The sequence below is a fragment of the Salinispora pacifica CNR114 genome (assembly GCF_000514775.1).
Classification (GTDB): Bacteria; Actinomycetota; Actinomycetes; order Mycobacteriales; family Micromonosporaceae; genus Micromonospora; species Micromonospora pacifica.
Genome location: NZ_AZWO01000001.1, coordinates 214,247 through 238,744, shown reverse-complemented (window position 1 = coordinate 238,744; position 24,498 = coordinate 214,247). Strand labels below are relative to the sequence as shown.

At 70.1% G+C, this 24,498-nt stretch carries 24 protein-coding genes and 2 tRNA genes; 9 read left to right on the top strand and 17 right to left on the bottom strand.

Going from position 1 to position 24,498, the window contains the following annotated elements:
* Window positions 1-11: 11 nt before the first annotated feature.
* The 4 genes from B118_RS0101195 to B118_RS0101180 all read right to left on the bottom strand — a co-directional run bounded on the left by B118_RS0101195 (window position 12) and on the right by B118_RS0101180 (window position 2,333).
* Window positions 12-950 (bottom strand): ribose-phosphate diphosphokinase, encoded by a 939-nt coding sequence (locus B118_RS0101195; protein ID WP_018222761.1) that lies wholly within the window; start codon window positions 948-950, stop codon window positions 12-14.
* 22 nt (window positions 951-972) lie between these two features.
* Window positions 973-1,806: a phosphoribosylaminoimidazolesuccinocarboxamide synthase gene (locus B118_RS0101190; RefSeq protein WP_018810100.1), complete on the bottom strand. Its 834-nt coding sequence runs from the start codon at window positions 1,804-1,806 to the stop codon at window positions 973-975.
* 134 nt (window positions 1,807-1,940) lie between these two features.
* Window positions 1,941-2,183, bottom strand: a complete 243-nt coding sequence (locus B118_RS0101185) for a hypothetical protein (protein WP_018222759.1) — start codon at window positions 2,181-2,183, stop codon at window positions 1,941-1,943.
* 76 nt (window positions 2,184-2,259) lie between these two features.
* A tRNA-Met gene (locus B118_RS0101180) sits at window positions 2,260-2,333 on the bottom strand.
* Window positions 2,334-2,451: 118 nt separating this feature from the next.
* Between B118_RS0101180 and B118_RS0101175 the strand changes: the two genes are divergently transcribed.
* Window positions 2,452-3,066, top strand: a complete 615-nt coding sequence (locus B118_RS0101175) for a dihydrofolate reductase family protein (RefSeq protein WP_027645151.1) — start codon at window positions 2,452-2,454, stop codon at window positions 3,064-3,066.
* Between the two features lie 83 nt (window positions 3,067-3,149).
* Here B118_RS0101175 and B118_RS0101170 read toward each other — a convergent pair.
* The 3 genes from B118_RS0101170 to B118_RS0101160 form a co-directional block, all read right to left on the bottom strand.
* Window positions 3,150-3,223: transfer RNA gene (locus tag B118_RS0101170), tRNA-Met, on the bottom strand.
* A 117-nt stretch (window positions 3,224-3,340) separates the two neighbouring features.
* A complete protein-coding gene (locus tag B118_RS0101165; protein ID WP_080644967.1) occupies window positions 3,341-6,319 on the bottom strand; it encodes a UPF0182 family membrane protein in 2,979 nt (992 codons plus the stop codon).
* 109 nt (window positions 6,320-6,428) lie between these two features.
* Window positions 6,429-7,442 carry a YlbL family protein gene (locus tag B118_RS0101160; protein ID WP_026270419.1) on the bottom strand — a complete coding sequence of 338 codons (1,014 nt, stop codon included), beginning with the start codon at window positions 7,440-7,442 and terminating at the stop codon, window positions 6,429-6,431.
* A gap of 182 nt (window positions 7,443-7,624) precedes the next feature.
* Here B118_RS0101160 and B118_RS27775 point away from each other — a divergent pair, with 182 nt between their 5' ends.
* On the top strand, window positions 7,625-8,842 hold the full coding sequence (locus tag B118_RS27775) for a zinc-dependent metalloprotease (protein WP_018222755.1): 1,218 nt from the start codon (window positions 7,625-7,627) through the stop codon (window positions 8,840-8,842).
* A gap of 41 nt (window positions 8,843-8,883) precedes the next feature.
* On the opposite strand, the gene B118_RS0101150 is transcribed toward B118_RS27775, so the two are convergent.
* A complete protein-coding gene (locus B118_RS0101150) occupies window positions 8,884-9,546 on the bottom strand; it encodes a hypothetical protein (protein WP_018222754.1) in 663 nt (220 codons plus the stop codon).
* Window positions 9,547-9,575: 29 nt separating this feature from the next.
* Window positions 9,576-10,094, bottom strand: coding sequence for a M48 metallopeptidase family protein (locus B118_RS0101145; RefSeq protein ID WP_018222753.1), 519 nt, complete (start codon window positions 10,092-10,094; stop codon window positions 9,576-9,578).
* A gap of 477 nt (window positions 10,095-10,571) precedes the next feature.
* Here B118_RS0101145 and B118_RS32285 point away from each other — a divergent pair, with 477 nt between their 5' ends.
* From B118_RS32285 to B118_RS0101130, 3 genes are all read left to right on the top strand, one after another.
* The gene (locus B118_RS32285; protein WP_012014940.1) at window positions 10,572-10,739 is read left to right on the top strand and encodes a DUF5679 domain-containing protein; all 168 of its coding nucleotides are present in this window, start codon (window positions 10,572-10,574) and stop codon (window positions 10,737-10,739) included.
* A 178-nt stretch (window positions 10,740-10,917) separates the two neighbouring features.
* Entirely contained in the window at window positions 10,918-11,970 is a 1,053-nt protein-coding gene (locus tag B118_RS0101135) for a thiamine biosynthesis protein ThiF (protein WP_027647241.1), read from the top strand.
* Between the two features lie 155 nt (window positions 11,971-12,125).
* Entirely contained in the window at window positions 12,126-13,472 is a 1,347-nt protein-coding gene (locus tag B118_RS0101130; protein ID WP_018222751.1) for an ABC1 kinase family protein, read from the top strand.
* Window positions 13,473-13,807: 335 nt separating this feature from the next.
* Here the strand turns inward: B118_RS0101130 and B118_RS0101125 are convergent, their stop codons facing one another.
* The 3 genes from B118_RS0101125 to B118_RS0101115 form a co-directional block, all read right to left on the bottom strand.
* Window positions 13,808-14,170 carry a WhiB family transcriptional regulator gene (locus B118_RS0101125; RefSeq protein ID WP_018222750.1) on the bottom strand — a complete coding sequence of 121 codons (363 nt, stop codon included), beginning with the start codon at window positions 14,168-14,170 and terminating at the stop codon, window positions 13,808-13,810.
* Window positions 14,171-14,302: 132 nt separating this feature from the next.
* Window positions 14,303-14,557 carry a hypothetical protein gene (locus B118_RS0101120; RefSeq protein WP_028192275.1) on the bottom strand — a complete coding sequence of 85 codons (255 nt, stop codon included), beginning with the start codon at window positions 14,555-14,557 and terminating at the stop codon, window positions 14,303-14,305.
* A gap of 121 nt (window positions 14,558-14,678) precedes the next feature.
* Window positions 14,679-16,838, bottom strand: a complete 2,160-nt coding sequence (locus B118_RS0101115) for an ATP-dependent DNA helicase UvrD2 (protein ID WP_027645155.1) — start codon at window positions 16,836-16,838, stop codon at window positions 14,679-14,681.
* Window positions 16,839-16,920: 82 nt separating this feature from the next.
* On the opposite strand from B118_RS0101115, the gene B118_RS0101110 reads away from it, so the two are divergent.
* Window positions 16,921-17,163: a mycoredoxin gene (locus tag B118_RS0101110; protein WP_018222747.1), complete on the top strand. Its 243-nt coding sequence runs from the start codon at window positions 16,921-16,923 to the stop codon at window positions 17,161-17,163.
* On the opposite strand, the gene B118_RS0101105 is transcribed toward B118_RS0101110, so the two are convergent.
* Window positions 17,132-18,463, bottom strand: coding sequence for an MFS transporter (locus B118_RS0101105; protein ID WP_018826176.1), 1,332 nt, complete (start codon window positions 18,461-18,463; stop codon window positions 17,132-17,134). The genes B118_RS0101110 and B118_RS0101105 overlap by 32 nt on opposite strands.
* A gap of 159 nt (window positions 18,464-18,622) precedes the next feature.
* On the opposite strand from B118_RS0101105, the gene B118_RS0101100 reads away from it, so the two are divergent.
* The 3 genes from B118_RS0101100 (at window position 18,623) to B118_RS0101090 (ending at window position 20,416) form a co-directional block, all read left to right on the top strand.
* Window positions 18,623-19,603, top strand: coding sequence for a helix-turn-helix domain-containing protein (locus tag B118_RS0101100; RefSeq protein ID WP_026270420.1), 981 nt, complete (start codon window positions 18,623-18,625; stop codon window positions 19,601-19,603).
* 71 nt (window positions 19,604-19,674) lie between these two features.
* A complete protein-coding gene (locus B118_RS0101095) occupies window positions 19,675-19,902 on the top strand; it encodes a DUF397 domain-containing protein (protein WP_018222744.1) in 228 nt (75 codons plus the stop codon).
* A gap of 238 nt (window positions 19,903-20,140) precedes the next feature.
* Window positions 20,141-20,416: a hypothetical protein gene (locus B118_RS0101090; RefSeq protein ID WP_018222743.1), complete on the top strand. Its 276-nt coding sequence runs from the start codon at window positions 20,141-20,143 to the stop codon at window positions 20,414-20,416.
* Window positions 20,417-20,599: 183 nt separating this feature from the next.
* Here the strand turns inward: B118_RS0101090 and nudC are convergent, their stop codons facing one another.
* From nudC to B118_RS0101070, 4 genes are read right to left on the bottom strand one after another with little or no spacing between them, the layout of a single operon-like run.
* The gene (gene nudC, locus B118_RS0101085) at window positions 20,600-21,547 is read right to left on the bottom strand and encodes an NAD(+) diphosphatase (RefSeq protein WP_018222742.1); all 948 of its coding nucleotides are present in this window, start codon (window positions 21,545-21,547) and stop codon (window positions 20,600-20,602) included.
* On the bottom strand, window positions 21,544-22,887 hold the full coding sequence (locus B118_RS0101080; RefSeq protein WP_018810110.1) for a M16 family metallopeptidase: 1,344 nt from the start codon (window positions 22,885-22,887) through the stop codon (window positions 21,544-21,546). The genes nudC and B118_RS0101080 overlap by 4 nt, the downstream gene beginning before the upstream one ends.
* On the bottom strand, window positions 22,884-24,197 hold the full coding sequence (locus tag B118_RS0101075) for a M16 family metallopeptidase (RefSeq protein WP_018826180.1): 1,314 nt from the start codon (window positions 24,195-24,197) through the stop codon (window positions 22,884-22,886). Before B118_RS0101075 ends, B118_RS0101080 begins: the two co-directional genes overlap by 4 nt.
* Window positions 24,198-24,248: 51 nt before the next feature.
* The gene (locus tag B118_RS0101070) at window positions 24,249-24,431 is read right to left on the bottom strand and encodes a hypothetical protein (RefSeq protein ID WP_018810112.1); all 183 of its coding nucleotides are present in this window, start codon (window positions 24,429-24,431) and stop codon (window positions 24,249-24,251) included.
* Window positions 24,432-24,498 lie beyond the last annotated feature (67 nt).

Genomic DNA, 24,498 nt, shown 5'->3' with positions numbered 1-24,498 from the left:
GGCAGGGTGGCTCAGCCGAAGAGCGCGCTCACCGACTCACCGTTGTGAATCCGGCGAATCGCCTCAGCCAACGCAGGGGCCACCGACAGTACGGTCAGCATGGGGATCCGCTTCTCGGTGGGGATGGGAACCGTGTTGGTGCAGACGATCTCCCGCACCTCCTCCTGCTCGCTCAACCGCTGCACGGCTCCGTCCACGAGGAGACCGTGGGTACAGGCCAGTCGGATCGAGCGGACCCCCAACTCGCGCAGGTGGCCCATCAGCTCGACCACCGTGCTGCCCTTGACAATCTCGTCGTCCACCACGATCACGTCTCGGCCCTGGACCTCGCCGATGATCGTGCTGATCTCCACCCGGTCGCCCCCGAAGCGCTGCTTGGCACCGGCGGCGACCGGCGTGCCGAGCTGCCGGGCGAAGACCGCCGCCTCCTTGACGTAGCCCAAGTCGGGCGAGACCACCACGGTGTTGCTCAGATCATGCGCCTGGAAGTGGGCGGCTAGTTCGCGTAACGCGTGCAGGTGATCGACCGGGATGCCGAAGAAGCCGTAGACCTGCGGCGAATGCAGGGTCATCGTGAGCACCCGATCGGCGCCGGCCGCGGTGAGCAGGTCCGCGACCAACCGGCCACCGATCGAGATTCGCGGCGCGTCCTTCTTGTCGGAGCGGGCGTACGCGTAGTGCGGTAGCACCACGCTGATCCGACCGGCGGAGGCTCCTCGGGCCGCGTTGACCATGAACAGCAACTCGACCAGATGCTCCTGCACCGGCGGGACCAGTGGCTGGATCAGGAAGACGTCCCGCTCCCGGCAGTTGGCCTGTAACTGCACCTCCAGGCAGTCGTTGGCGAACCGGGACACCCGGGTGGGGTACAGGGGCACCCCCAGGTGGGTGCAGATCTCCGCACCGAGGTCAGGGTGGGCGCTTCCACTGAAAACGGCGAGTTGGCGCACAGCCACCGATTCTACGACCCGATCAGCTCCAGCGCTCGCCAGTGAGTTTCTCGTAGACATCGACGTAGCGGGCACGGGTGGCGGCAACGACCTCACCCGGCACCTCCGGCGCCGGGCTCTGCTTGTCCCACCCGCTCCTGGTGGCCCAATCCCGCACATACTGCTTGTCGTACGAGAACTGGGCGCGCCCCGGCTGGTACGACTCGGCCGGCCAGAACCGGGACGAGTCCGAGGTCAGCAGCTCATCGCCGATCGTCAGCGTGCCATCGGTAGCCCAACCCAACTCAATCTTGGTATCGGCGATCAGAATTCCGCGGTCGGCGGCGAGCTCGGCTCCCCGTCGGTACACGTCGAGGGTGACCTGACGCAGCCGCTCGGCGGTCTCCGCGCCAACCTTGTCCACCACCTCACCGAAGGTCATCGGCTGGTCGTGCTCTCCTACCGGCGCCTTGGTGGAGGGAGTGAAAATCGGCTCCGGCAGGGCGGCCGCCTCGACCAATCCGCGCGGCAGTTCGATCCCGGAGACCGTTCCGGTGCGCTGGTACTCGGCGAAGCCGCCACCGACCAGATAGCCCCGGGCGACGCACTCCACCGGAACCATCTCCAGTCGCCGGCACCGAATCGCCCGACCGGCGAACTCCGGCGGCACGTCGGTCGCCGAGAGCACGTGGTTCGGCACCAGCTCGGCGAGCTGGTCGAACCACCACAGCGAGAGCGCCGTGAGAAGTTTGCCCTTCTCCGGGATCGGCGTCGGCAGCACGACGTCGTAGACAGAGACGCGGTCCGAGGCGACCAGGATCAGGTCGTCGCCGTCAGCGTAGACATCCCGGACCTTGCCCGAATGCAGAAGTTCCACGCGAGCTAGTACATCACGCGGCCCAGACCGGCCCGCGCCGGCGGAGCGCGGTCCGCAAGACTGACCGAAACGCGCGTCGGGGCGCCGCGGCCGCTGGTGGACTCAGCGCCGGGGCGCCGAAGCCACTGGTCGACTCAGCGCCGGGGACCGCGCCGACCACGGAGGAGCCGCAGGGCGAGCAACACGATCACGACGACCACAACCAGGCAACAAAGGAACCCGAGGAAACCAAAGCCCCCGCGGCGGCGCCGGGCGGCCTCGATCACCAGCTCACCCGGGCCACTGGCCGCCCAAGCCGCCACCGGGACAAAGACCGCCAGTACGACCGCACCGAGGACCGTGCTGAGCCGGCTCCACCACTTCGCGAATGCAGACATGACCCCATCCTGGCCGACCCGCGCAAGCCGGGTACGGCGAAGGCCCTGGAGGAAACCTCCAGGGCCTTCGAACGAGTAGCGGGGACAGGATTTGAACCTGCGACCTCTGGGTTATGAGCCCAGCGAGCTACCGAGCTGCTCCACCCCGCGTCGGCTTCACTACTGTAGCCCATCCGATCCGGCCATGATCCGCACCCCCCCTGCCCAGTATTTACCCAGTACATCCACGACCGGTGTTGTAGATTCGCGTCGATCCACGACCACCTCTGTGGACCGTCCGAACATCGGAGTCGCTTTGCGTAAGCTCGTCTACTTCGTCGCCGTCACGCTCGACGGCTTCATCGCCGCGCCCGACGGATCGTTCGACTTCTTCCCCCTGGAGCCCGATCTAGCGTCCTACCTGGTGGCCGAGTGGCCCCAGACGCTGCCCACCTTCACCCACGCCCAGCTCGGTGTCGCATCCCCGGCCACCGGTCGCTTCGACACCGTGCTGATGGGCCGCGTCACCTACGAGCCGGGCCTCAAGCACGGACACACCAGCCCCTACGACCACCTGAAGCAGTACGTCTTCAGCCGCTCGCTGGCCCCGGCCAGCTATCCGGACGTGGAGATCCTCTCCGGCGACCCGAGCTCCTTCGTCCGCCAGCTCAAGGCACGGCCCGGCCGGGACATCTGGCTCTGCGGTGGCGGACAGCTCGCCGGCCAGCTCCTCGACGAACTCGACGAACTGGTGCTCAAACTCAACCCGATCGTCGCCGGCAGCGGTATCCCACTGATTGACCGGGGCTTCGACCCGCACCGCTTCACGCTCACCTCGACGCGACCCCTTGCCGGTGGTGTGGTCGTTGCGCACTACACCCGACAAGCCGGCGGCCCTGCCTGACAAACCTCATCAGGATCGGCCCGCCGGACCGGTCCACCAATACGCGAAAGCCCCGGAGGATCCCTCCGGGGCTTTCGAATGAGTAGCGGGGACAGGATTTGAACCTGCGACCTCTGGGTTATGAGCCCAGCGAGCTACCGAGCTGCTCCACCCCGCGTCGGCTCGTAAACGTTAGCGCACTACCCCGGGCCAACGCAAAACGGCCTCCATCGAGCACCCACAACGACGCCCCCCGGGATTCCCGGGGGGCGTCGTTGTGGCCTACGTGCTGGGGTCAGCCGCCCGGCGACGGTGCCGTGGTCGGCGTGGCGGCGGGCGGCGACCCAGCTGCCTGCTCGAAGGCCGCGGTCGCCTCATCCAGCGCCTGCAGCGCCCGGCCGTAGCGCTCGAAGTCGCCGGATTCCTGCGCGGCCCGGAGTTCCACGATCGCCGCCTGAACTTGCTGGGCTGCCTCCGCCAAGTCGCCCGTGAGCGGGGGCGGGGTTGCGCTCGGAGTCGTCGGAGTCGCGGTCGGTGTCGGTTCCGGGCTCGGAGGCGTCTCGTCGTCGGAGGGCGGAGGCGACGGTGCGCCGGCCTGTTCGCCCTGCTCGACGAGCTGTTTGATGCCGTCGGTGAGGTTGTCGGCCAGGACGACGAACGATCCACCGTCGCCGTAGGAGAGGAGCACCTTCTGCAACAGGGGATAGGCCTGCTGTTGGTTGCTCTTCACATAAACCGGCTCGACGTAGAGCATGCCGTTGCCGAACGGCAGGGAGAGCAGGTTGCCGTACTGGACCTGCGCCTGGTTCGACGAGAGCAGGTTCAGCTGCTGCCGGATCTGGGCGTTGTTGGTCATCTGCTGGTGCACCTGCACCGGGCCGGAGATCCGCGTGTCTTCCGGTAGCTCGTACACCTCAAGCCGCGGCTTGCCGTCCACGTACGAGCCAGACATCAGCGCCGCGAGGTTCTGCCGTCGGTTCGGCGTCACCGCCGAGGTGAGCTGGAACCGCGGCTCGTCCTGCCCCGGCATCTGGGTGAAGAGGTAGTACGGGGGCTGCTTCTGACCGCTGTCCGGCGCGTCCGGCACGTTCGGCACCTGCCAGAAGTCCTGCCCGGAGTAGAAGTCACCGGGGCTGGTCACGTGGAACCGGGTGTATACGTTCCGCTGCACCTTGAACAGGTCAGCCGGGTAGCGGAAGTGGGCGCTCAGCTCGGTCGGAATCTCCGTCTTCGGCTTGATCAGGTCGCCGCCGAAGGCCTTGTTCCACGCCCGGAGTACCGGGTCACCATCGTCGAACTCGTAGAGGGTGACCGTGCCGTCGTACGCGTCAACCGTCGCCTTGACCGAGTTCCGGATGTAGTTGATGTTTTCCCGGGCCTGCTGGAAGGTGCCCCGGTTGGTGAGTTCGTCGGTGGTCTCGGTCTGGAGGTTGATCCGCTCAGCGTAGGGGTAGGTCGCGGCGGTGGTGTAGCCGTCGATGATCCACGTCACCCGGCCATCGATCACCGCCGGGTACGGGTCGCCGTCCACGGTGAGGAACGGGGCGACCTTCTCCACCCGCTCCCGGGGGTTACGAACGTAGAGCAGCTTCGAGTTCTCGTTGACCGCCTCGGAGAGCAGGAAGTTCGACTCCTGCTCTTTGATCGCGTAGAGCAGCCGGCGACCGAACGAGCCGACGTCAACACCGCCGGAGCCGGTGTAGGTGTAGTAGGACTCGGATCCGTCCTCGCCGACCGGCCGGTCGAACTCGGCGGGGTTGGCCTCCGGGTTCGCCTTACCGACGATGGCGTAGTCGCCGGCCTCCATCCGCTCGCCGTAATAGATCCGCGGCTGGCTGGCCGGGATCTGGTCAACCTGTGCGGCACACCCCTCCTGCGACCGCTCCCCGAGGAAGCCGGAGACGAAGTACGGCTGGCCACCGCAGACCACCCGGTTCGCCGGGGCCGCGACCAAGCCATAGCCATGGGTGTAGACGGTGTGTCGGTTGATCCAGTTGCTCTGCTGCGTGGTCAGCTCGCCATAGTTGATCTCACGGACCCCGACCACGTAGTCCTGGGTCTCCCCGTCGACGGTGTAGCGGTCGATGTCGAGCTTGGGACCGAAATCGTAGAAGCCACGGACCTGCTGAAGCTGGGTGTAAGTCTCGCTGACCAGCTGCGGATCCAGCAGTCGGGCATTCGGCACCACCGCGGTGTCGGTGGCGAGACTCGCCGGTGGTTGCAGGTTGCTCGCCGCGTATCGCGAGGTATCGGCCTCGCCCAGACTGAAGGCCGCCCGAGTCGCCTCGATGCTGCGCTCGATGTATCGCGCCTCCTTGTCTCGGGCACTCGGCTTGACCTCGAAGGTCTGCACCGCCCACGGATAGATGCCACCGATGGCGACCGCGGAGACGCCGAGCAGGGCCAGCGAGATGCCCGGCCAGACCAGGTTCCGCATCCAGGCGTTGGAGAAGACGAGGACCGCGATCGCCACGACGACCGAGATGTAGGCGAGGATCTCCTTCGCCGGAAGCAACGCGTTGATGTCGGCGTAACCGGCACCGTAGACGTTGGCGCCGTCGTTGTACTCCAGCAGCATCGTTCGCCGGTCGAGCACGTACGCGACGGCCTTGAGCAGCACGAAGAGCGCGATCAACGTGCTCAGGTGAGCCCGCGCCGCGGTGCTCATCCGGTCCCCCACGCCCTGGAGCCGGATCCCGCCGAAGACATAGTGCACCGCGAGCGCCCCGAGCAGGGCCAACACCACGGCGGTGAAGGCGACGCCGAGCAGATAGCGCCAGAACGGCAGGTCGAAGACGTAGAAGCCGATGTCCACCCCGAACTCCGGGTCCTTGACTCCGAAGTTCCCACCGTTACGGAACAGCAGCCACTCGCTCCACCTGCCCTGCGCCGACAGCCCCGCGAAGAGGCCGACCACGACGGCGGCCACCGTGAACCAGATGCCGAGCCGAGGGCTGAGCAGCATCCGGTATCGCTCCAGGGTGGCCTGCTCCGGCGACTGCGGTCGCAGCCGGGGCCGCAGTCGGTGCGCCAGCCAGAGGTTGCCACCGACGATGGCCGCCATGGCCAGGCCGACCACGAGGAAGAGCAGCAGCCGGGTGACGAGCACCCCGCTGAAGACCGCGGTGTAGTCGACCTCGCCGAACCAGAGCCAGTCGGTCCACGCCTGCACCCCCCAGCCGAGCAGGGTGAACAGTACGAACACCCCGACCAGGACACCAATCGTGACGCGTCCGCGTCGGCTCATCCTCGGCATGGGGGCGCTGCTACGCATAACCACTGTTGGCTCCGCACGTTCGATTGATCGGCTCCGACCAGGTCACCAGAGTACGGGGTCTTCCCAAAACTGTCGTCCGCGGTCACGCCGAGTGCCGGCGGTTGGGTCAGCAGCGGGTCGGTTCGCCCCCTGATCGCAGCTCCCCGAGGGCGGTCAACGCGTCATCCAACGTCGCCACCCTGAGCAGCGGCAGGTCGGGCTGGCGGTTGCGGACCGCCTCGGCGCAGTTTTCGGCCGGGACCAGGAAGGCGGTGGCGCCGGCCTCCTTGGCACCGACCAGTTTCTGGGGGATACCGCCAATCGGGCCGACCTGGCCCACGTCATTGATCGTGCCGGTGCCCGCAATGATCTGCCCACCGGTCAGATCCTCCGGGGTCAGCTTGTCGATGATGCCGAGGGCGAACATGAGCCCGGCGCTCGGGCCACCGATGTCCGCCAGGTCGATCGAAAGTGTGAACGGGTGCGGTTGCTGCTGCTCGATCCCGATCCCGATCCGGGGCCTGCCGTCCTGCTCCTGGGTCGTGATCCGCGCCGTCCCGGGTGTCCCGTCGCGGGTGTAACCGATCTCCAGGACGGTGCCGGCCGGCTCGGCCTGGATCAACTCGGTCAGCCGGACGGCCACCGGGACCGGCTGACCGTCAACCGAGGTCACCACGTCGCCGGGACGGAGCAGACCGGCCGAGGGCCCGTCCGCGGCCACCGTCTTGACCTGGACCGTCACCGGGAATCCGAGCTCGCGCAGCGCGACCGTCTCCGCGCTGGACTGAGAGGCCTCGAAGTCCTCCGCATTGCGCTCCTCGACCTCCTCGCGGCTCTCCCCCGGCGGGTACACCAGTTCCCGCGGCACCACCGCCTCGTCGTCGGAGAACCAACCCTGGATCGCCCCGCGCAGCTTGACCGAGGGCTGCACCCCCACCGTGGTCAACCGCAGCTCCCCCGCCGAAGTGAAGGTCTCCCGGTCCTTGACCTGGATGACCTCCTTGCCGTCCTCGGTGCCCAGCGTGTTGACGGTGGGGCCGGGGCCCAGCACCACGTACGGAATGGGCGCCGCGAGCACGCCGATGCCAAGCAGGGCGACAAAGACGGCACCGAGCAGGACGGTCATGCCACGACGTCTCATGCGGCAGAGCGTACCGACCGGGTGCGCTGGCCCCAGCGGACCTGCCAGGACTTCACCGTTGACGCGACGCCAGCCGACGCGACCTGGGGCGCGGCGCGCGTACCGTAGACCCCGTGCCTGATATTCCGTTCGGTTTCGCGCTCCCCGGTGGCCAGCCACCAGACCCCAACGACCCCGCGCAGATGCAGCAGTTCATGTCCCAGCTGCAGCACCTGCTCGCCGCGCCCGGCAGTGGACCGGTGAACTGGGACCTGGCCCGCCAGGTGGCGGCGAGCCAGCTCAGCGCCGGTGGTGATCCGGCTGTCTCGCCGTACGAGCGCAACGCGGTGGAGGAGGCGCTGCGGCTGGCCGACCTCTGGTTGGAGTCGGGCTCGGCGCTCCCGTCGGGCATCCGCGCGTCGGTGGCGTGGAACCGGAATGAGTGGATCTACAAGACCCTGGACGTGTGGCGCAAGTTGTGTGACCCGGTGGCCAGCCGGATGGTCGGCGCCATGGGTGACCTGGTGCCGCCGGAGGCGCGGGCCCAGCTCGGCCCGATGCAGTCGATGGTGGCCACCCTCGGCGGGGCCCTCTTCGGGGGCCAGCTGGGCCAGGCCCTCGGCTCGCTCGCGGCCGAGGTGCTCTCCGCCGGCGACATCGGGTTGCCGCTCGGCCCCGCCGGCACGGCGGCACTCGTCCCGGCCAACATCCGGGACTACGGTGCCGGGCTGGAACTGCCGGAGGACGAGGTACGCCTCTACGTGGCCCTGCGCGAGGCCGCCCATCAGCGCCTCTTCGAGCACGTACCGTGGCTGCGCGGACACGTACTCAACGCGGTGGAGATGTACGCCTCGGGCATCCGGGTCAACCGGGAGGCGATTGAGGAGGCGATGGGCCGCGTCGACCCGACCGACCCGGAGTCGATGCAGGCGATCGCGCTGGAGGGGATCTTCACCCCGGAGGACAACCCGGCCCAGAAGGCGTCGCTGGCCCGGCTGGAGACGGCCCTCGCGCTCGTCGAGGGCTGGGTCTGTCACGTGGTTGACAGCGCGGCCGGGGAGCGGCTGCCCAACGTCGTCCGGCTCGGGGAGGCGTTCCGGCGGCGGCGGGCCGCCGGAGGTCCGGCCGAGCAGACCTTCGCCGCCCTGGTCGGCCTGGAGCTTCGGCCGCGGCGGCTACGCGAGGCGGCGGCGCTCTGGGCGGCTCTCACCGAGCACCGGGGGATCGCCGGGCGGGATGCGCTCTGGGGTCACCCCGACCTGCTGCCCTCCGACGACGACTTCGCCGACCCGGTTGCCTTCGCCCAGGCCCGGCTCGATGCGGACGAGCTGGAGAGCTTCGACTTCAGCGCACCGGGTGGCCCGCCGGAGAAGGCCCCCGGCGAGCCCGACGGGGAGGACCCACCCACCGCCACCAGCTGACGCTCCGGCCCCGCCGGGGTCAGCGCAGGATGCCGGCACGGTCAGCGCAGGATGCCGGCGCCGGCGAGCAGGGTGCGGGTGGCATCCCAGCCGGCCAGGGCCGGGTCAAGTCGGGCCAGGTCGGCCGGGCCGCGCAGCCGATGCCACCCCGCGGTGACGGCGAGCTCGGCGGGGTGTGGCGCCGCCGCACGTACCGCTGCGGGCACCGCCCGATCCAGGTCCAGCGCCGGTAGCCACGCCGGTAGGGGCAGTCGGGCCGCCGCACCGAGCAGGCCGGTGTCGGCACCCACCACCGGGGCCACGGCCATCGGTCGGGTGGTGAGCGGCCGGAGCAGCTTGCCGATGGTCAGCCCCGGCAGGTCCGGGGCGTCCCCGGCGACAACGGCCACCTGGTCGTATCCGTGCCCGGCCTCGGCCCGGTTGACGCCGGCCGACTGGCTCGGCTGGGCGGTCCGCCCGCAGCTGGCGAGGACGGCCGCAACGGTGGGACGCGGGAGCTGGTAGACGGTGGTGCCGGGCCAGACCACGGCGTCGGCCAGCCACCGGTCGGCCTCGGCCACGGCAACGGCGGTCTCCACCTCGTTCAGGGTGGCGAGTAGGTCAACCACGTCCTCGGCGAGCGCCGTCCGCCAGTCAGTCGGGTCAATCTCCGGCGGCGTCCAGGAGACCGGCGCGAGCAGGGCAACCACCAACCGTCGTACCACGCACCGACCCTACGCCCCGCCGACAGGGCTCAGGAGGAGGAGACGGCCGCGACGCCCTCCAGGTAGCCACGGGCCCGCTCGGTCTTCGGGTACCGGCCGACGAGCTGCCAGAACCGGGCGTTGTGACTCGGGACGATCAGGTGGGCCAGCTCATGCAACAGGACATAGTCGATCACCCAGTCCGGCATGTCCTGCAGCCGGTGGGAGATGCGAATCGTCCGATCGGCTGGGGTGCACGAGCCCCAACGGCCGGTCTGATTGGTCACCCAGCGGACGCTTGCCGGGATCGCGTCACGCCCATGGTCGGCCAGGTAGAGGGCGATCAGTCGAGTGGCACGGGCGAGTAGTTCGTCGTCGGATCGGACCAGCCGGCCCTCCCGGGCGGCGAGCCGAGCAAGCATCCGGTCCACCCACTCGCTCTCCTCGGCTCGGGAGAACTGGTCTGGGATCAGGACCACGACCCGCTCGCCGTCGCGGTACGCGGACACTGTGCGTCGGCGGCGCGGGCTGCGCCGCACCTCGACCACCGGCTTCCGCGGTGCTGCCATCAGCCGGCCGCGCCGCCTCGGATTCCTGCCACGAGGAAAAGTTACTTCGTGGTGGCCCGGGGTCCGCAAGGGTCAACCCGCGACACGCGCCCGAAAAATAAGCGTTGGTCGCCAGGAGTCCCGAAAATTTTCCGCGTTAGGGTCCTCGGGAAATAGCTCGAAGGCAAGCCCCACACCAGGTGATCACGTTGGCTCCCGTCACCTGTGGGCACCCTGCGCCGTTTTTCAGGGCATCCGTCCGGCGTGTCCCCACCAAACTCACTTATCCAAGCTTATTCGCCGTGCACACTCTCGTCGTCAACTTGCTCACAGTGTCGATGAGGAGTTGACATGGAACCCCCCAGCCCTGGGTAGGGTCCGCGGACCAGTGGTCACGCCTGTGACCACGACGGAAGGCCCAGCGCCGGCGCCCTCATGGCCCGCCGCTGGAACCCCGCCGGATGAGCGTTCGCCGGTGGACGAGACGAGGAGGCACCCGTGGCCGACCAGGCCCAGACTTACAACGGCTACTGCGTCAAGTGCAAGGAGAAGCGAGACTTCGAGGGGCGCGTCGAGGTTTCCAAGACCGGGATGAACATGGCCAAGGGCAAGTGTCCGGTGTGCGGCACAACAGTGAACCGCATTCTGGGTAAAGCGAAGGTCTAACGCCTTTTATGGGTGGTGGAAGGATCCCTTCCACCACCCAGCCAATGTCGGTTGCCGGACAGGCGGGTCCACGGCCTGTGGAGAACCAGGCACTTCCTGTGGAAAACCCCGGGCCAGGCTCCGCGCACCTGTGGACAACGTTCGACGGAAAGCTCAGACACGATCACTATTCGTACTCATGAGCCTTACCGCCCTGCCCCGGCCAACCCTGCTGCCCGGCCTCACCCGCCTCTGGCGGGACCGACACACCTTGCAACTGGGTGTCGATCCGAGCCGAGCCGTCCTGCTTGAGCTGGCCAACCCCCGCACCGCCCGCCTCCTCGACCTACTCGACGGCGCGCATAGCGAGCGGCACGTCCTGGACCAGGCCAACCGAATCGAGGTGGGGCGACACGAGGCCCGCACCCTGCTCGAGGCGCTCCGCGCCGCCGGCCTGGTCGTACCCGCTCACACCCTCCTACCCCGCGACCTGACCGGACCGCCACGAACCCGGCTCGCCGCCGAGGCCGGCGCTCTCGCCCTGGCCAACCAGCGAGGCGCCGGCACGCCCGCACAGGTACTGCGCCGCCGTCGCACGGCGCGGGTGCTGGTAACCGGCGCCGGTCGCCTCGGCGCTCCCGTCGCCGTCGCACTGGCACAGGCCGGGGTCGGGCACGTGCAGCCACGCCTGGCCGGCCCGGTGGCGCCGGCGGACCTCGTCGGCACCGGAATACCCGCCGCCGACCTCGGCCAGCCGCTCACCAGCGCAGTCCGGGACACCCTCCGCCGCACCGCCCCCGGCACCGCCACCGGCCCGCTCCGACCCGGTCGGATCGACCTCGTGCTGCAGTGCGGTATGGACCGCCCGGCTCCCCTGCTCGCCGCCGCCCACCACCAACGCCGGCAGGTACACCTGCTGCTCGACCTCCGGGAGGGCGTGCCGGTCGTCGGCCCGCTGGTCCGGCCACCAATCGGTCCCTGCCTGAACTGTCTCGACCTGCATCGAAGGGACCGCGACCCGGGCTGGCCGACGCTCGCCGCCCAGCTCGCCAGCGGCACGCCGGAGTGGGCCTGCGCGACGACAACGCTGCTCGCCGCCGTGGCGCACGCCACCAGCGAAGCCCTAGGCCAGCTCGATGGCGGCGTCCCGGCCACCGGCAGCGGTTCCGTCGAGGTCACCGCCGACGGTCGGCTACGTCGCCGGCATTGGGCACCCCACCCCTCCTGTACCTGCTCCGGTCGCGGAACGTGAGACGTCGCGGTCGCCACGGGGCTGGTCGGTCCGCCGCTGCACGGCGGGGTCCACCGCCCGCCCGGATCCGCGGAGGCCTGGCACCCACCGCCGGAAGGGGGCCCGGCCCGCCCGCACGGCAGTCGCGGGCCGGCCCGGTCGGTCACAATAGCCAGGTGACCGAAATCCCGCGCCGGGCCGTCTCCCGGACCGCCAAGCTCGCCACCCTGCCGCTCGGCTTCGCCGGCCGGACCGTCCTCGGTGTGGGCAAGCGCGTCACCGGGCTCGCCTCTGACGTGATCTCCGCGGAGATCCAGCAACGTACCGCCGAACAGCTCTTCAGCGTCCTCGGGCAGCTCAAAGGCGGCGCGATGAAGTTCGGCCAAGCGCTGTCGGTCTTCGAGGCGGCGCTGCCCGAGGAGATGGCCGCCCCCTACCGACAGGCGCTGACCAAACTCCAGGAGGCCGCGCCGCCGCTGCCCGCCGCCTCCGTACACCGGGTGCTCGCCGAGCAACTCGGCCCGGACTGGCGGGACCGGTTCGTGGAGTTCGACGACGCGCCGGTCGCCGCCGCCAGCATCGGGCAGGTACACCGCGCGCGGTGGCGGGAGCCGGGCTACGACGCGACCGGCGCGCCGCACACCCGCGACGTGGCGATCAAGATCCAGTACCCCGGCGCGGGGGACGCCCTGCTCGCCGACCTCAAACAGCTCTCCCGGCTCGGTGGAATGTTCCGGGCGATCCAGCCGGGGCTGGACATCAAACCACTCCTCGCCGAGCTCCGGGAACGAATCACCGAGGAGCTCGACTACGAGCTGGAGGCCGAGTCGCAGCGCGCCTTCGCCACGGCGTACGCGGACGACCCGGAGATCTACATCCCGGCCGTGGTCGCCGCGTCACCCCGAGTCCTCGTGACCGGATGGGTCGCGGGAACTCCGCTGTCGCAGATCATCCGGGAGGGCTCCGAACAAGAGCGGGACGAGGCAGGCCGGTTGATGGCCACGCTGCACCTCTCCGCGCCGATGCGGGCCGGGCTGCTCCACGCCGACCCGCATCCGGGCAACTTCCGGTTGCTGCCCGACGGCCGGCTTGGGGTGGTGGACTTCGGCGCGGTGGCCCGGCTACCCGAGGGGACCCCCGAGCCGATCGGCCGCATCGCCGGACTGGCCTTGCGGGGAGATGCCGAGGAGGTGATGGCCGGCTTGCGTGCCGAGGGCTTCGTCAGCAACAGCGCGGCGATCGACGGGCCGGCGCTGCTGGACTTCCTCCAACCGATGCTGGAGCCGGTCGCCGCCGAGGAGTTCCGGTTCACCCGAGCCTGGCTACGGGCGGAGGCGGCCCGGCTGGCCAGCCCTCGCTCGCCCGCGTACCAGCTCAGCCGACACCTCAACCTACCCCCGTCGTACCTGCTGATCCACCGGGTCACGCTCGGCTCGATCGGGGTGCTCTGCCAGCTGGAGGCGAAGGCGCCGTACCGGGGAATCCTGGAGCGCTGGCTACCCGGCTTCGCCCCAACAGCGTGATGCGGTGACGGGCGCATCCGGCGGTAGCCGAACGCGCCCGTCTCAGCGGTGTTGACCAACGGGCCCGCCCCCCACCTGAGGGGCGGGCCCGCTGTCTAACCGATGCCCAACTCGCGCGCCGACCGCGTGCGAGCGGCCATGGCGATGGTACGGGCGGAGCGATAAGCCTCAGTGCTCGCGGTGGTGCGACCGGCCTGAGGCCGGAGCATTCGAGCCCTCGACAACACTTCGTTCAGTAATTGCAGTTCGAAACTGTTCGATTGCCTGAGCATCCTCATCAACTTTCTCGTGGCCGGCGCGAAGACCGGCGAAGGGTGGAACGGATCGGGTGGTTGTCAGGCCGCCAGCCGGACCGCGTCGCGCCGGGCCAACCCACTGGCCTCCAGTCGCGCCTCGGCCTCGACCCGGAGCGTGGCGTCTCGGGCAACATCTTCCTTACGGGGACGGCCTCGGGGCCGCTTACGCGGGACCACCGCGCCACGCTCGAAGATCTCGCCACCCCAGACGCCCCAGGGCTCAGCTCGCTCCACCGCGCCGGCGAGGCACTCGACGCGCAGCGGGCAGTCCCCGCAGAGCGACTTGGCCACCTCAAGCTCGGCGGGCGAGTCAGAGAACCACAGGTCGGGGTCGAACTTCCGGCAGGGCAGGTTCGCCTCCAACTCGACGCTCAGGTCGAGTGGGGCCAACGCCAGACTCATCGCCCGGTCACCTCTCTCTCACTTTTTCGATCTCTTGGATCGCATTTCCGACATACTTCGACGGGACAAAAACGAAGGCCGCGGATCCCGGTATGCGGGTTCCGCGGCCTCAAGGTGAGCCGGTGGTCTGTATCAGACCGGTCTACCTCGAGGTGGAACACCGCGGACGTCCATGCGCCGCTTGGCGCCATCAACGCCCTTGCCCGTGAAACCACTGGTCTCCTGGGTGCCGTATGGCGCCAGCGCGAGAATCAGCTCGGCCTGGGTCTCGACCTGGTGCACCTGCGGAACCGACGGTCGCGCAGCGGTGCGGGCCACCTGGACGGCCGACAGGGGAGCGACGCCAGCAGGGGACACCACCGGACGCGCGTTGTTGTAGATCTCCATTGGGGCCACCTCCCTGACTTCCCTCGTGCCGACCGAATCACGCCCGTGAGCAGCCCGAATGCGGCCGCTCACGAGGTATGCCCCGAGGCTATGCCGCGCCCGGGGGCGAGGGCAAACGAATTTACGGCAAGATTTCTGAAGTTTTCTCCGGGCAGACCTCATCCACCGTCGCGCCGGCCACCAGGGCCAGCACCGCCTCCCCGTAGAGCCCCAGCTTGCGGGCCCCGATCCCCGCGATCGCGGTGAGGTCGCGGGGCTGCTGCGGGCGCCGCTCCGCCAACGCGACCAGGGTCGCGTCGGTGAACACCACATAGTCCGGTACCCGCTGACCGCCGGCCACCCGACGCCGCCACTCGCCCAGCCGCCCGTGCAGCTCCTTGTCCATGTCAGACGGGCAGGCGGTGCACCGGCCCAGCTTGCGCTCCGCGCCAGCGAGCAGCGTCGTACCGCAGACCCGGCAGGAGACGATCTGGGTACGCCGACGTTCGGTTCGCCGTACCCCGCTCGCACCGACCCGCCCACTGGTGCCGGAGGAGTCCAGCCGGGGCAGGAAGCGACAGGGCCGCCGGGGACGCCCACCCGGTGAGCGGGCTGAGGCGTACGACAGCCAGAGCCACTCCCGAGCCCGGGTGATGCCCACGTAGAGCAGCCGGCGCTCCTCCTCCACCTGCTCCGGTGTCTTCGCGTAGGTGGTGGGCAGGGTGCCCTCGGCGAGGCCGACCAGGAAGACGGCATCCCACTCCAGACCCTTCGCCGAGTGCAGGGAGGCGAGGGTCACACCCTCGACCGTCGGCACGTGCTGAGCGGCGGCCCGTCGGGCCAGCTCGTCGGTGAAGTCGGCCAAGGTGGCCGGCCGCTCGACCGCGGCAGCCGGCCCGATCGGCAGCACCGGGGCGCTGGCCGCGTACTCCTCGGCGAGTTGGACCAGGGCGGCGAGGGCCGCCCACCGTTCCCGGGCGGCGCCACCAGCCGGCGGCGCATCCGGTGCCCACCCCACCGCGGCCAGGGCCTCGACCACGGCCGCCGACAGCGGGGTGTCACCGGGAAGGGAGCGGGTGGCGGCGCGCAGCGCGACCATCGCCTGCCGTACCTCGGGGCGCTCGAAGAACCGCTCCGCACCCTGCACCTGGTACGGCACCTCGGCCTCGGTCAGCGCTTCCTCGAACGCCTCGGACTGCGCGTTGGTCCGAAACAGCACGGCGATCTCCCGGGCCGGAGTACCAGCGTCCACCAGGGCACGGCAGCGGGCGGCGACGGCGGCGGCCTCAGCCGGCTCGTCGGTGAAGATCCTCAACTCGGGCTCGGGGCCCGCCGGGCGCTGGCCGACCAACTCCAGCCGAAGCCGCGCCTCAGCGCCCCGAGCCGGCGCGATGACCGAATTGGCCAGCCCGACCACCTGGGGGGTGGAGCGGTAGTCGCGCACCAGGCGAACCACCGTCGCGCCCCGGTGCCGACGGGGGAAGTCGACCAGGTAGGACGAGGTCGCGCCGGTGAACGAGTAGATCGTCTGGCTCGCGTCACCCACCACCGTCAGGTCGTCACCACCGCCGAGCCACGCCTCCAGCAGCCGCTGTTGCAGCGGGTTGACGTCCTGGTACTCGTCGACGACGAAGTGCCGGTACTGGGCGCGTACCTGGTCGGCCACGTCCGGGTGCTCTTCGATTCCCCAGATCGCGGCGCGCAGCATGTCCTCGAAATCGATCACTCCGCCGGCGCGTTTGACCTTCTCGTACGCGGCGAAGACATCGGCCACCTTCGCCGGCTCGTACGGAGTGTCCCGCAGCGCCCGGGCGGCCGCGACCGCGTACTCCCCGGGCTCGACCAGGGACGACTTCGCCCACTCGATCTCGCCCGCGAGGTCCCGGACGCCGGTCCGGTCGGAGCGGATCCCGACCTTCGCCGCGGCGAGGGTGACCAGCCGGACCTTGCTGTCCAGCAGTTCGGGCATCGCCCGACCGGCGAGCAGCCGGGGCGCGAAGTAACGCACCTGACGCAGCGCCGCGGCGTGGAAGGTGCGCGCCTGCACACCCGGCACCCCCAGCGTGGTGAGTCGGCCACGTAGCTCGGCGGCGGCCCGCGCGGTGAAGGTGACCGCGAGCAGGTGCCGGGCCAGGATCTCCCCGGTCAACGTCCGGTGCGCGATCCGGGAGGTGACCGCCCGGGTCTTCCCGGTGCCGGCGCCGGCCAGGACGCAGACCGGGCCGGCCGGGGCGGTTACCGCCGCCCGCTGCTCCGGGTCGAGGCCGGCGAGCACCCGGTTGGATGCTGAGTGAGACACCACAGCGAGGAATTGTTCCAGCCGCTCCCAACGTTGGGGTGGTTAGCCTGGCTCGAATCACGACCAACCCCTTGGAGGTCTGCCGATGTTGACGATGTACTCCACGCCTTGGTGCGGCTACTGCCACCGGCTGAAGTCACAGCTGGACCGGGAGGGCATCGGGTACGAGGTGGTCGACATCGAGCAGGAGCCGGCGGCCGCCGAGTTCGTGATGAGCGTCAACGGCGGCAACCAGACCGTGCCGACGCTGCGCTTCGCGGACGGCAGCGCGCTGACCAATCCCACTATTCGGCAGGTCAAGGAGCACCTGTCGGAGATCTCCGCCTGACCGGTGCGCCCCCGACGGGCGCCGGCTGGGCCGACGGGCTCAACCGGCGCCCACCCCACAGGTAGCTGCTGGCCAGTAGGGTGACCAGGCCCACCACCACGAAGAGCAGCCGGTAGTCGAAGACGCCGACGAGCAGTGCGCCACCCCCGATTGAGATGGCCCGCGGGCCACTGACCACCGCATCGGCGCCGGCGGCGACCCGGCCGATCAGTGGTGCCGGCGTACGCCGCTGGATCAGCGTGTGCAGGCCGACCATGGTGAGCGGCAGCGACACCCCGGCCAGCAGGAGGGCGGCGCAGCCCAGCCACAGGTTGGGGTGGGCGAGCGTCAGCGCGGCCGACCCGAACAGCGCCACCCCCACGGCGAGCGCGCCGACCTCTCCCACCCGCCGGATCACGCCGGCGGAGACCAGCCCACCAACGAGGCCACCGACTCCCTGCACGGTGACGAGCACACCCACGAACGCCGCGTCGCGGCGAAGGCCGTGGTCAACGTAGGCAAAGATCAGCGACTCACTGAAGCCCATCACCAACGAACCGAGACCGTAGCCGAGCAGTGCCCGGCGCAGCGCCGGCTCGTCGGCCAGGTACCGCAGGCCCGCGCCGAACTCGGCCGACCAGCGCGACGGGTGGCGCGGTCGGCTCGCCGGGCTGGACAGCTGGGTGCAGCCCCGAGGGCAGCAAGCCGCTCCGGCTCGTCGGCCGGGACAGCTACGCCCTGGTCGCGACCGGGGCGACTCGGCGACTCGGAGCGGGCCCACCAGCACCGCCGCGGCCACGAAGCCGACTATCGCCACGCCGGCCAACAGCCCGCCGCCGACGGCGGTGTAGAGGGCGGCTCCCGCCAGCGGGCCGAGCAACCGCAGTCCCTGCCGCACCGTCTGGAGCACGCCATTCGCGTCGGCCAGCAACTCTGCCGGCACCAGGTGCCGCAGCAGACCGCTGAGCGCCGCGTTGAGGGTGATGTACGACAGGCCGTAGAAGATCGCGACCAGGTAGATGAGCCAGAGGTCGGTACGGTCTCCGACGGCGAACAACGGGGTGAGTAGGGCGGCCGTGACCAGGTTGGCGGCCACGAACAGGGGCTTGCGTGGATACCGGTCGACGACCCAGCCGACCAGGGGTGCCAGCGTCATCGGGGCGATGATCGCGAAGGTGGTGGCCCCGGCCAGTCCACTCGACCCGGTCAGTTCCTTGACCCAGATGGCGAGCGCGAGCAGCAAGATCGACTCGGCGGTCATGCTGGCCACCAGGCCAGCGAAGAGCAGCCGGAAGTCCGGGCGGCGCAGGACGGTACGCATCTGCCCTCCGTCGGAAGTGGTACACGGTATGCCGCCTTTGGCCGAGACACGCCCCCACCGGAACCTCCGGTGCCGGCCGCGTCGTTCCATACTGAGGGTTAGGGGCGAAATTCAGAGAGTTACCGTCGCATCTACGACGGTCTACGGAAAAGAGGGCACGTGCCTCCAGTCGCACCCAGCCCTATCCTGCGGCGCCGCAGGTTGGGCTCCGAACTGCGTCGGCTGCGCGAGACCACCGGTCTCACCGGGGACCAGGTGGTCGAGCGGGTCGGCTGGGCCTCCGCTTCCAAACTGTCTCGCCTGGAGAATGGCCGCAGCCGGCCAGACCCGCAGGATGTCCGCGCACTGCTCGATCTCTACCGGGTGGACGTAACGCTGCGGGAAGAGTTGCTGACCATCACCGGTGAGGCCGGCGACATCCGTGGCTGGCTTCGGAACTACCCGGTCATGACCCCACAGCAGCGCGGCTTCGCCGAGTTGGAGGCGGGCTGTGTGGAGATCTCGGAGTATCACCCGCTACTCGTACCGGGGCTACTCCAGACGGCCGGCTACGCCCGCATTCGAATCGCCTCCGCCCGGGATGTCGACGAGGCGGCTGGCGAGCCGGATGGCACCGAGGACATCGAGACCGAGGTGGGCGCCCGGCTGGCCCGTCAGTCGCTGCTTACCCGGGGACCGGACGCGCCCCGCTACACGGCCGTACTCGAGGAGACGGCGCTCGGGGGTCGAGCCGGGCCGGCCGACGTGCTCCGGGAGCAGCTCGCGCAGCTCTACGAGTTGGCCATGCTGCCCAACGTCACGCTGCAGGTGCTGCCTCGGGACACCCAGGCGAGCGGGTGGTACCTGCCGCCGACGGCGTTCTCCCTCTACCGGTTCACCGACCCGCAGGATCCCGAGACCCTGGCGATCGAAAGCGGGTTCTTGAACACCATGTCAACCGAGGCAAAAATCCTAAATCGCTATAAAGTGGTCTTTGAGTGGTTATGCACGGCAGCACTCCCCGCATCGGAGACTCTCTCCTGGCTCAATCAGGCCAGGGGACAGCCATTCGAGGCAGCACCCTCGTCGGCATCGGCGTTCGGGGCGGCAACACCGCCGGCCCAGCGTCGCCGGCGCCCCGGGCGATTGACGGAACGCTGACCCACCGGCACCCAGCGTCGGTCCGTGCGGGCACTACTCGTCCATCGGCCGGTTCACACAGGAGTGCAACCATGAACGAAATCCACCACACGCCGACCGCCTGCCCCGACCTGGCGCGGGTTGCGTGGCGAAAGAGCACCCGCAGCCAGACCTCAAACTGCGTCGAGGTAGCGCCGACGCCAGCCACGGTGGCCCTCCGGGACAGCAAGGACCGGGGCGGTCCGGTGCTGCTGTTCGACCGAGGTGAGTGGCAGAGCTTCCTGGCCGCGGCCAAGGAAGGCCAGCTCGACCGAATCTGACTCGCCTCCGTCGGGGCCGCCGGTGCGTAGGTACACCGGCGGCCCCGCGTCGTCTTCGAACGCCGGGGCGGCGGTCAGTTCGGGCGCCCGGCCCGAGCGTCCCTCGCCCGATCGGCCAGTCTGCCGACCGATCGCGGCATTTCGGTTGCCAGGCCCGCTACGCGGCGTAGCATAACCCGCAGTGACGTGGAACTTCCACTCCGTTCCCGATCGTCGCGGCACTCATCCGGAGACCGACATGCGGTTCCTGATCGTTCGCACCGATGTCCGCGCGGCGGCTGACGTGGACCTCACCACCGCCTGGGCCGACGGAGGCCGGCTGCGCGACGAGACCGTCGCACCCGAGCCACGCCGGCAGGTCGTCCACGCCGACGACCGCGAAGCCGCACTCCTGCTCGCCCGGGCCCTCGCCGCGGTCGGCGCGGTCCGTGCCGGCCGGCAACGGGTCAAGGTGCTCCCGCTCGACGAACCCCCGTCCGCCTGGCCGAGCTGGCCGGACGACCGCGGCGGCTGAGCGGTTACCCGTCCGTCGGAACCGGCCCGGCTCCCCGCCGCGCGCCTCGCCCCAGCCGGTCTCGACGGCACGGTCCCCGGCCCGTGACCGTCGCGGCAACGGCGGTCGCGGGCCGGGACCACGTTCGGACCAACCACCAGCGCCCGGTGCCGCCCTCCCGCAACCGCCCGGTGCCGCCCGCCGTCAACAGTGGCCGTCGAGCCAGTAGCGCAGCAGGAAGGACGCGATCGAAGACGACGGCGGCAGGACCAGCCGGGCCTCCTCGACGGCAACGCTCTGCCCAGCCAGCGCCGCGCTGACCTCGGAACGGGTGAACCAGCGGGCCGCCGTGATCTCCGCCGGGTCGACCCGCACCGGGTGCCGCGGGTCTGCCACCGCCTGGAAGCCCAGCATCAACAAACCGGGGAACGGCCAGGCCTGGCTACCCACGTACGTGATGTCCGTGACCGGGACGTCCACCTCCTCGCGTACCTCACGCAACACCGCCGCCTCGGCCGACTCCCCGGGCTCCACGTAGCCCGCGAGGCAGGAGAAGCGCAGCTCACCCGGCACCCGCGGCCAGGCGGCATTGTTGCCCAACAGGCAGCGCCCATCCTGGCCGGACCCCCCGTCGTGCACCAGGACGATCATCGCCGGATCGGTCCGCGGCCACATCCGCTCCCCCGCCGGGGCAACCCGGGACCAACCGGCCTCATCCATCGTGGTGGCCTGCCCGGTCCGCGGGGAGTACCGGTGCCCACGGTGCCAGTTGAGCAGGGCCAGACCGGTGGTGAGCAGGCCCGCGTCCCGGTCGGTGAGCAGGTGGCCAACCTCCAACAGGTGTGCCGCGCGGGTGCCGGGGAGCACCGGCAACGGCGCGTCCACCGTAAACACCGGTACGCCATCGGGCTCAACGCCGAGGAAGATCGCCCGGGCGGCCGCCTCCTCCGGCACCTCCTCCGGGTCAACCAGCACCAACGCCGGCGACTCCGGACCGGCGGACACCAACGCCCGCCCCGCGTTGCCGCTGTCCAACACGAGCACCCGGCACCGGCCCCAGGCCTGACCCAACCACTCAGGATCGGTACGCCGATGCGCGGCCCGGTCCAGAGTGGAACGGGCCAGCGCCGGGGCCGGTCCACCGTCCGTCACGGAACCGCCGGTTCGGTCACAACCTCGGCGAGCGTCCCCAGCTGCCCAGCGATCCGCTGCGCATCCCCCAGCACGACGGTGACCGCCCGGGCCGGGGCGAGGTACCGGGTCGCCGCGTCGGCGACATCAGCCACCGTCGCCTTCGCCAGCCGAGCCGCATGTTCGGCCAAGAAGTCCAGACACAGGCCACTACTGGCGTACGCGCTGGTCAGCGCCGCCAGCCCGGCCTGGGTGGAGATGCCGAGCTGGAGCGTGCCGAGGGCGTACTGGCGGGCCTGCTCCAGCTCCTCCGCGCCCGGTGCGACGCAGGCCAGCCGACCCAACTCGTACTGGGTCTCCAGCAACGCCGCCCCGGTCACCTCGGTGGCCACCTCGGCGGCGGCGAGCAGGACCGACCCGGCAACCGAGTGCTCGACCAACGAGTACGGTCCATACGTGTAGCCCTTCTCCTCGCGGATGTTCTCCACCCATCGGGACGAGAAGTAACCTCCGAAGATCAGGTTCGCGAGCTGCAGGGCGGCGTGGTCGGGGTCGGTACGCGGCACCGCCGGCAACGCGATCCGCAGCGACGACTGGACCGATTCGGGGCGGTCAACGAGGAGCAGCGGCCCCGGCTCCAACGGCGGCGTGGCCGGTAGCTCGACAACCTGACCGGCGCCACGCCACCCGCCGAGCGCCTGCTCGGCCGCGTCCAACGCCCGTTCCGGCTGGACATCGCCGACCAGCACCAGGACCGCACCGGTCGGATGCACCCGCTGGTCATGCAGCTTCCGCAGCACGCTCGGACGCACCGCGCGGACCTGATCCGGGGTCGGTGTCTGCACCGCGTACGGATGCCGGCCGTAGATCCGCTTGAGCAGGGCGGTGCGGGCCAGGTGCCCCGGCTGGCACTGGGCCAGCTGGATCCGGTCGACCAGCCGGTCCCGCTCGGTGGCGACCTCGTCGGCCGGGTAGGCCGCCGCAGTCAGCACTCCCGCCAGCAGCTCCAACATCCGGTCCAGGCCAGTCGCCAAGCCCGCGCCGGAGAGCATCAACCGGTCTGGGTCCACCCCGGCGGAGAGCCCGCCGCCGACCTTCTGCAACTCCGCGGCGATCTGCACCCCGGTCAGCGTCGTCGTACCGGAGAGCAGGGTCTGTGCGAGCATCGCGGCCCGGGCCGGATGCACCCGCCCGAACGGCATCCCGAGCCGCAGCTCGACCAGGGGCACCGCCGGCCGCCGGACCGCGATGACGGTGAGACCGTTGCCGAGCGTCCGCTCGGCCTGCTTCGGCAGCTTCAGTTTCCGGGTCGGCCCGAGCGGCGGCAGGACGCGCGACGCGGTCGTCATCGCGGCGCTCACTGCTCCGCCCCCGCGAGCACCTCGACGGTGGCCCGACGCTGTGGGCGCAGGGTGGCGGCGGCGGCACGAACCGACTCCGCGGTGACCTCGCCGACCAGGCGGGGCAGTTCGTTGAGCAGACCGGGCTCGCCGCGTTGCTGCTCCAGGACGGCCATCCGTAGGGCCCGCCCCAGCACCGCATCCGTGTCGCGCAACAGGTGCGTGGCCATCCGAGCCTGGGTACGGGCCAGCTCACCCTCGGCCAGCCCGTCGGTGGCCAGCCGGTCCAACTCCTCATCCACCGTCTGCAGCACCTTGTCCACGTCACCGTCGGGTGGCAGGTGCGCTTGGAGCAGGAGGGCCGTCGGATCGCGGACGTCGAATGGGTCGCCCATGAAGCCCAGGTAGCCGCCGACGCTGGTGACCGACCGGTCCCGCTGCACCAGCCGTTCGACCAACCGGGCGGCGTCCCCGTCGGTGAGCACCTCGGCGAGCACCGCGTACGGGAGGTAGCCGGCGAAGTCGCCGATCGGGTCCGGCACCCGCCAGGCGGAGGCGACCGCTGGTAGCGGGGCCAGTCGATCGGTGTACGACACCCGCCGCTCGGCGGCCAGATCCGGCTCGGTGAAGCTTGGCCGGACCGGGGCCGGACGGGCCGGCACATCACCGAAGTGCCGCTCGACCAGCTCGACCGCCTCGGCTACGTCGATGTCACCGCTGACCGCCAGTACCGCGTTGCCGCTGGCGTAGTAGTGCTGGAAGAAGTCGGCGGCGTCGGCCACCGTGGCCGACTCAAGGTCGGTGAAGGACCCGTAGCCGTCGTGCGCGTTGGGAAAGGTGTCGAAGAGCACCGGTGGCAGGGTGAGCCAGGGGAACCCGCCGTACGGCCGGTTGAGCACGTTGACCCTGATCTCCTCCTTGACCACGTCGACCTGGTTGCGCAGATTCTCCTCGGTCAACCGGGGGCCGCGCATCCGGTCCGCCTCAAGGAAGAGAGCCCGTTCGAGGGCGTTGCCCGGCAACGTCTCGTAGTAGTCGGTGTAGTCCAGGTGGGTGGAGCCGTTGAAGGTGCCGCCCGCCCCCTGTACGTGCCGGAAGTGGGCCAGCTTCTCCAGATTCTCCGAACCCTGGAACATCAGGTGTTCGAAGAGGTGCGCGAAGCCGGTGCGCCCCTCCGGCTCGGAGCGAATACCGACGTCGTAGACGACTGCCACCCCGATCACCGGGGCGCTACGGTCCGGGGTGAGCACCACCCGCAGACCGTTGTCGAGTGTGAATCGCTCGACGGGATACCTCGTTGCTGGAATCGTCGCTTTGCGGGTGGTCGACACGCGTCGACCCTAACCCGTCCGCGCTGACACACCGACGGCCTCCCGCCGGACTCAGCCCACGGTCGCTGTCGGTTCCGGACTACGCAACTCGACCGGGGCCGCCGGCGCGGCCTTGTCCGGCACGGCGTGCCACGGGCTGAAGACGACGATCAGGGCGAGCACTACCCCGACCCCGGCAACCGCCGCCACCAACAGTAGTTCCCGTACCGCGTCCAGGCCGCTTTGCCCCGTCATGCGTACCCCTTCCACCCTGAGCGGACGGCGGTGTCATCCCCCTCGGACCAGCCTCGCCGGCCGTGCC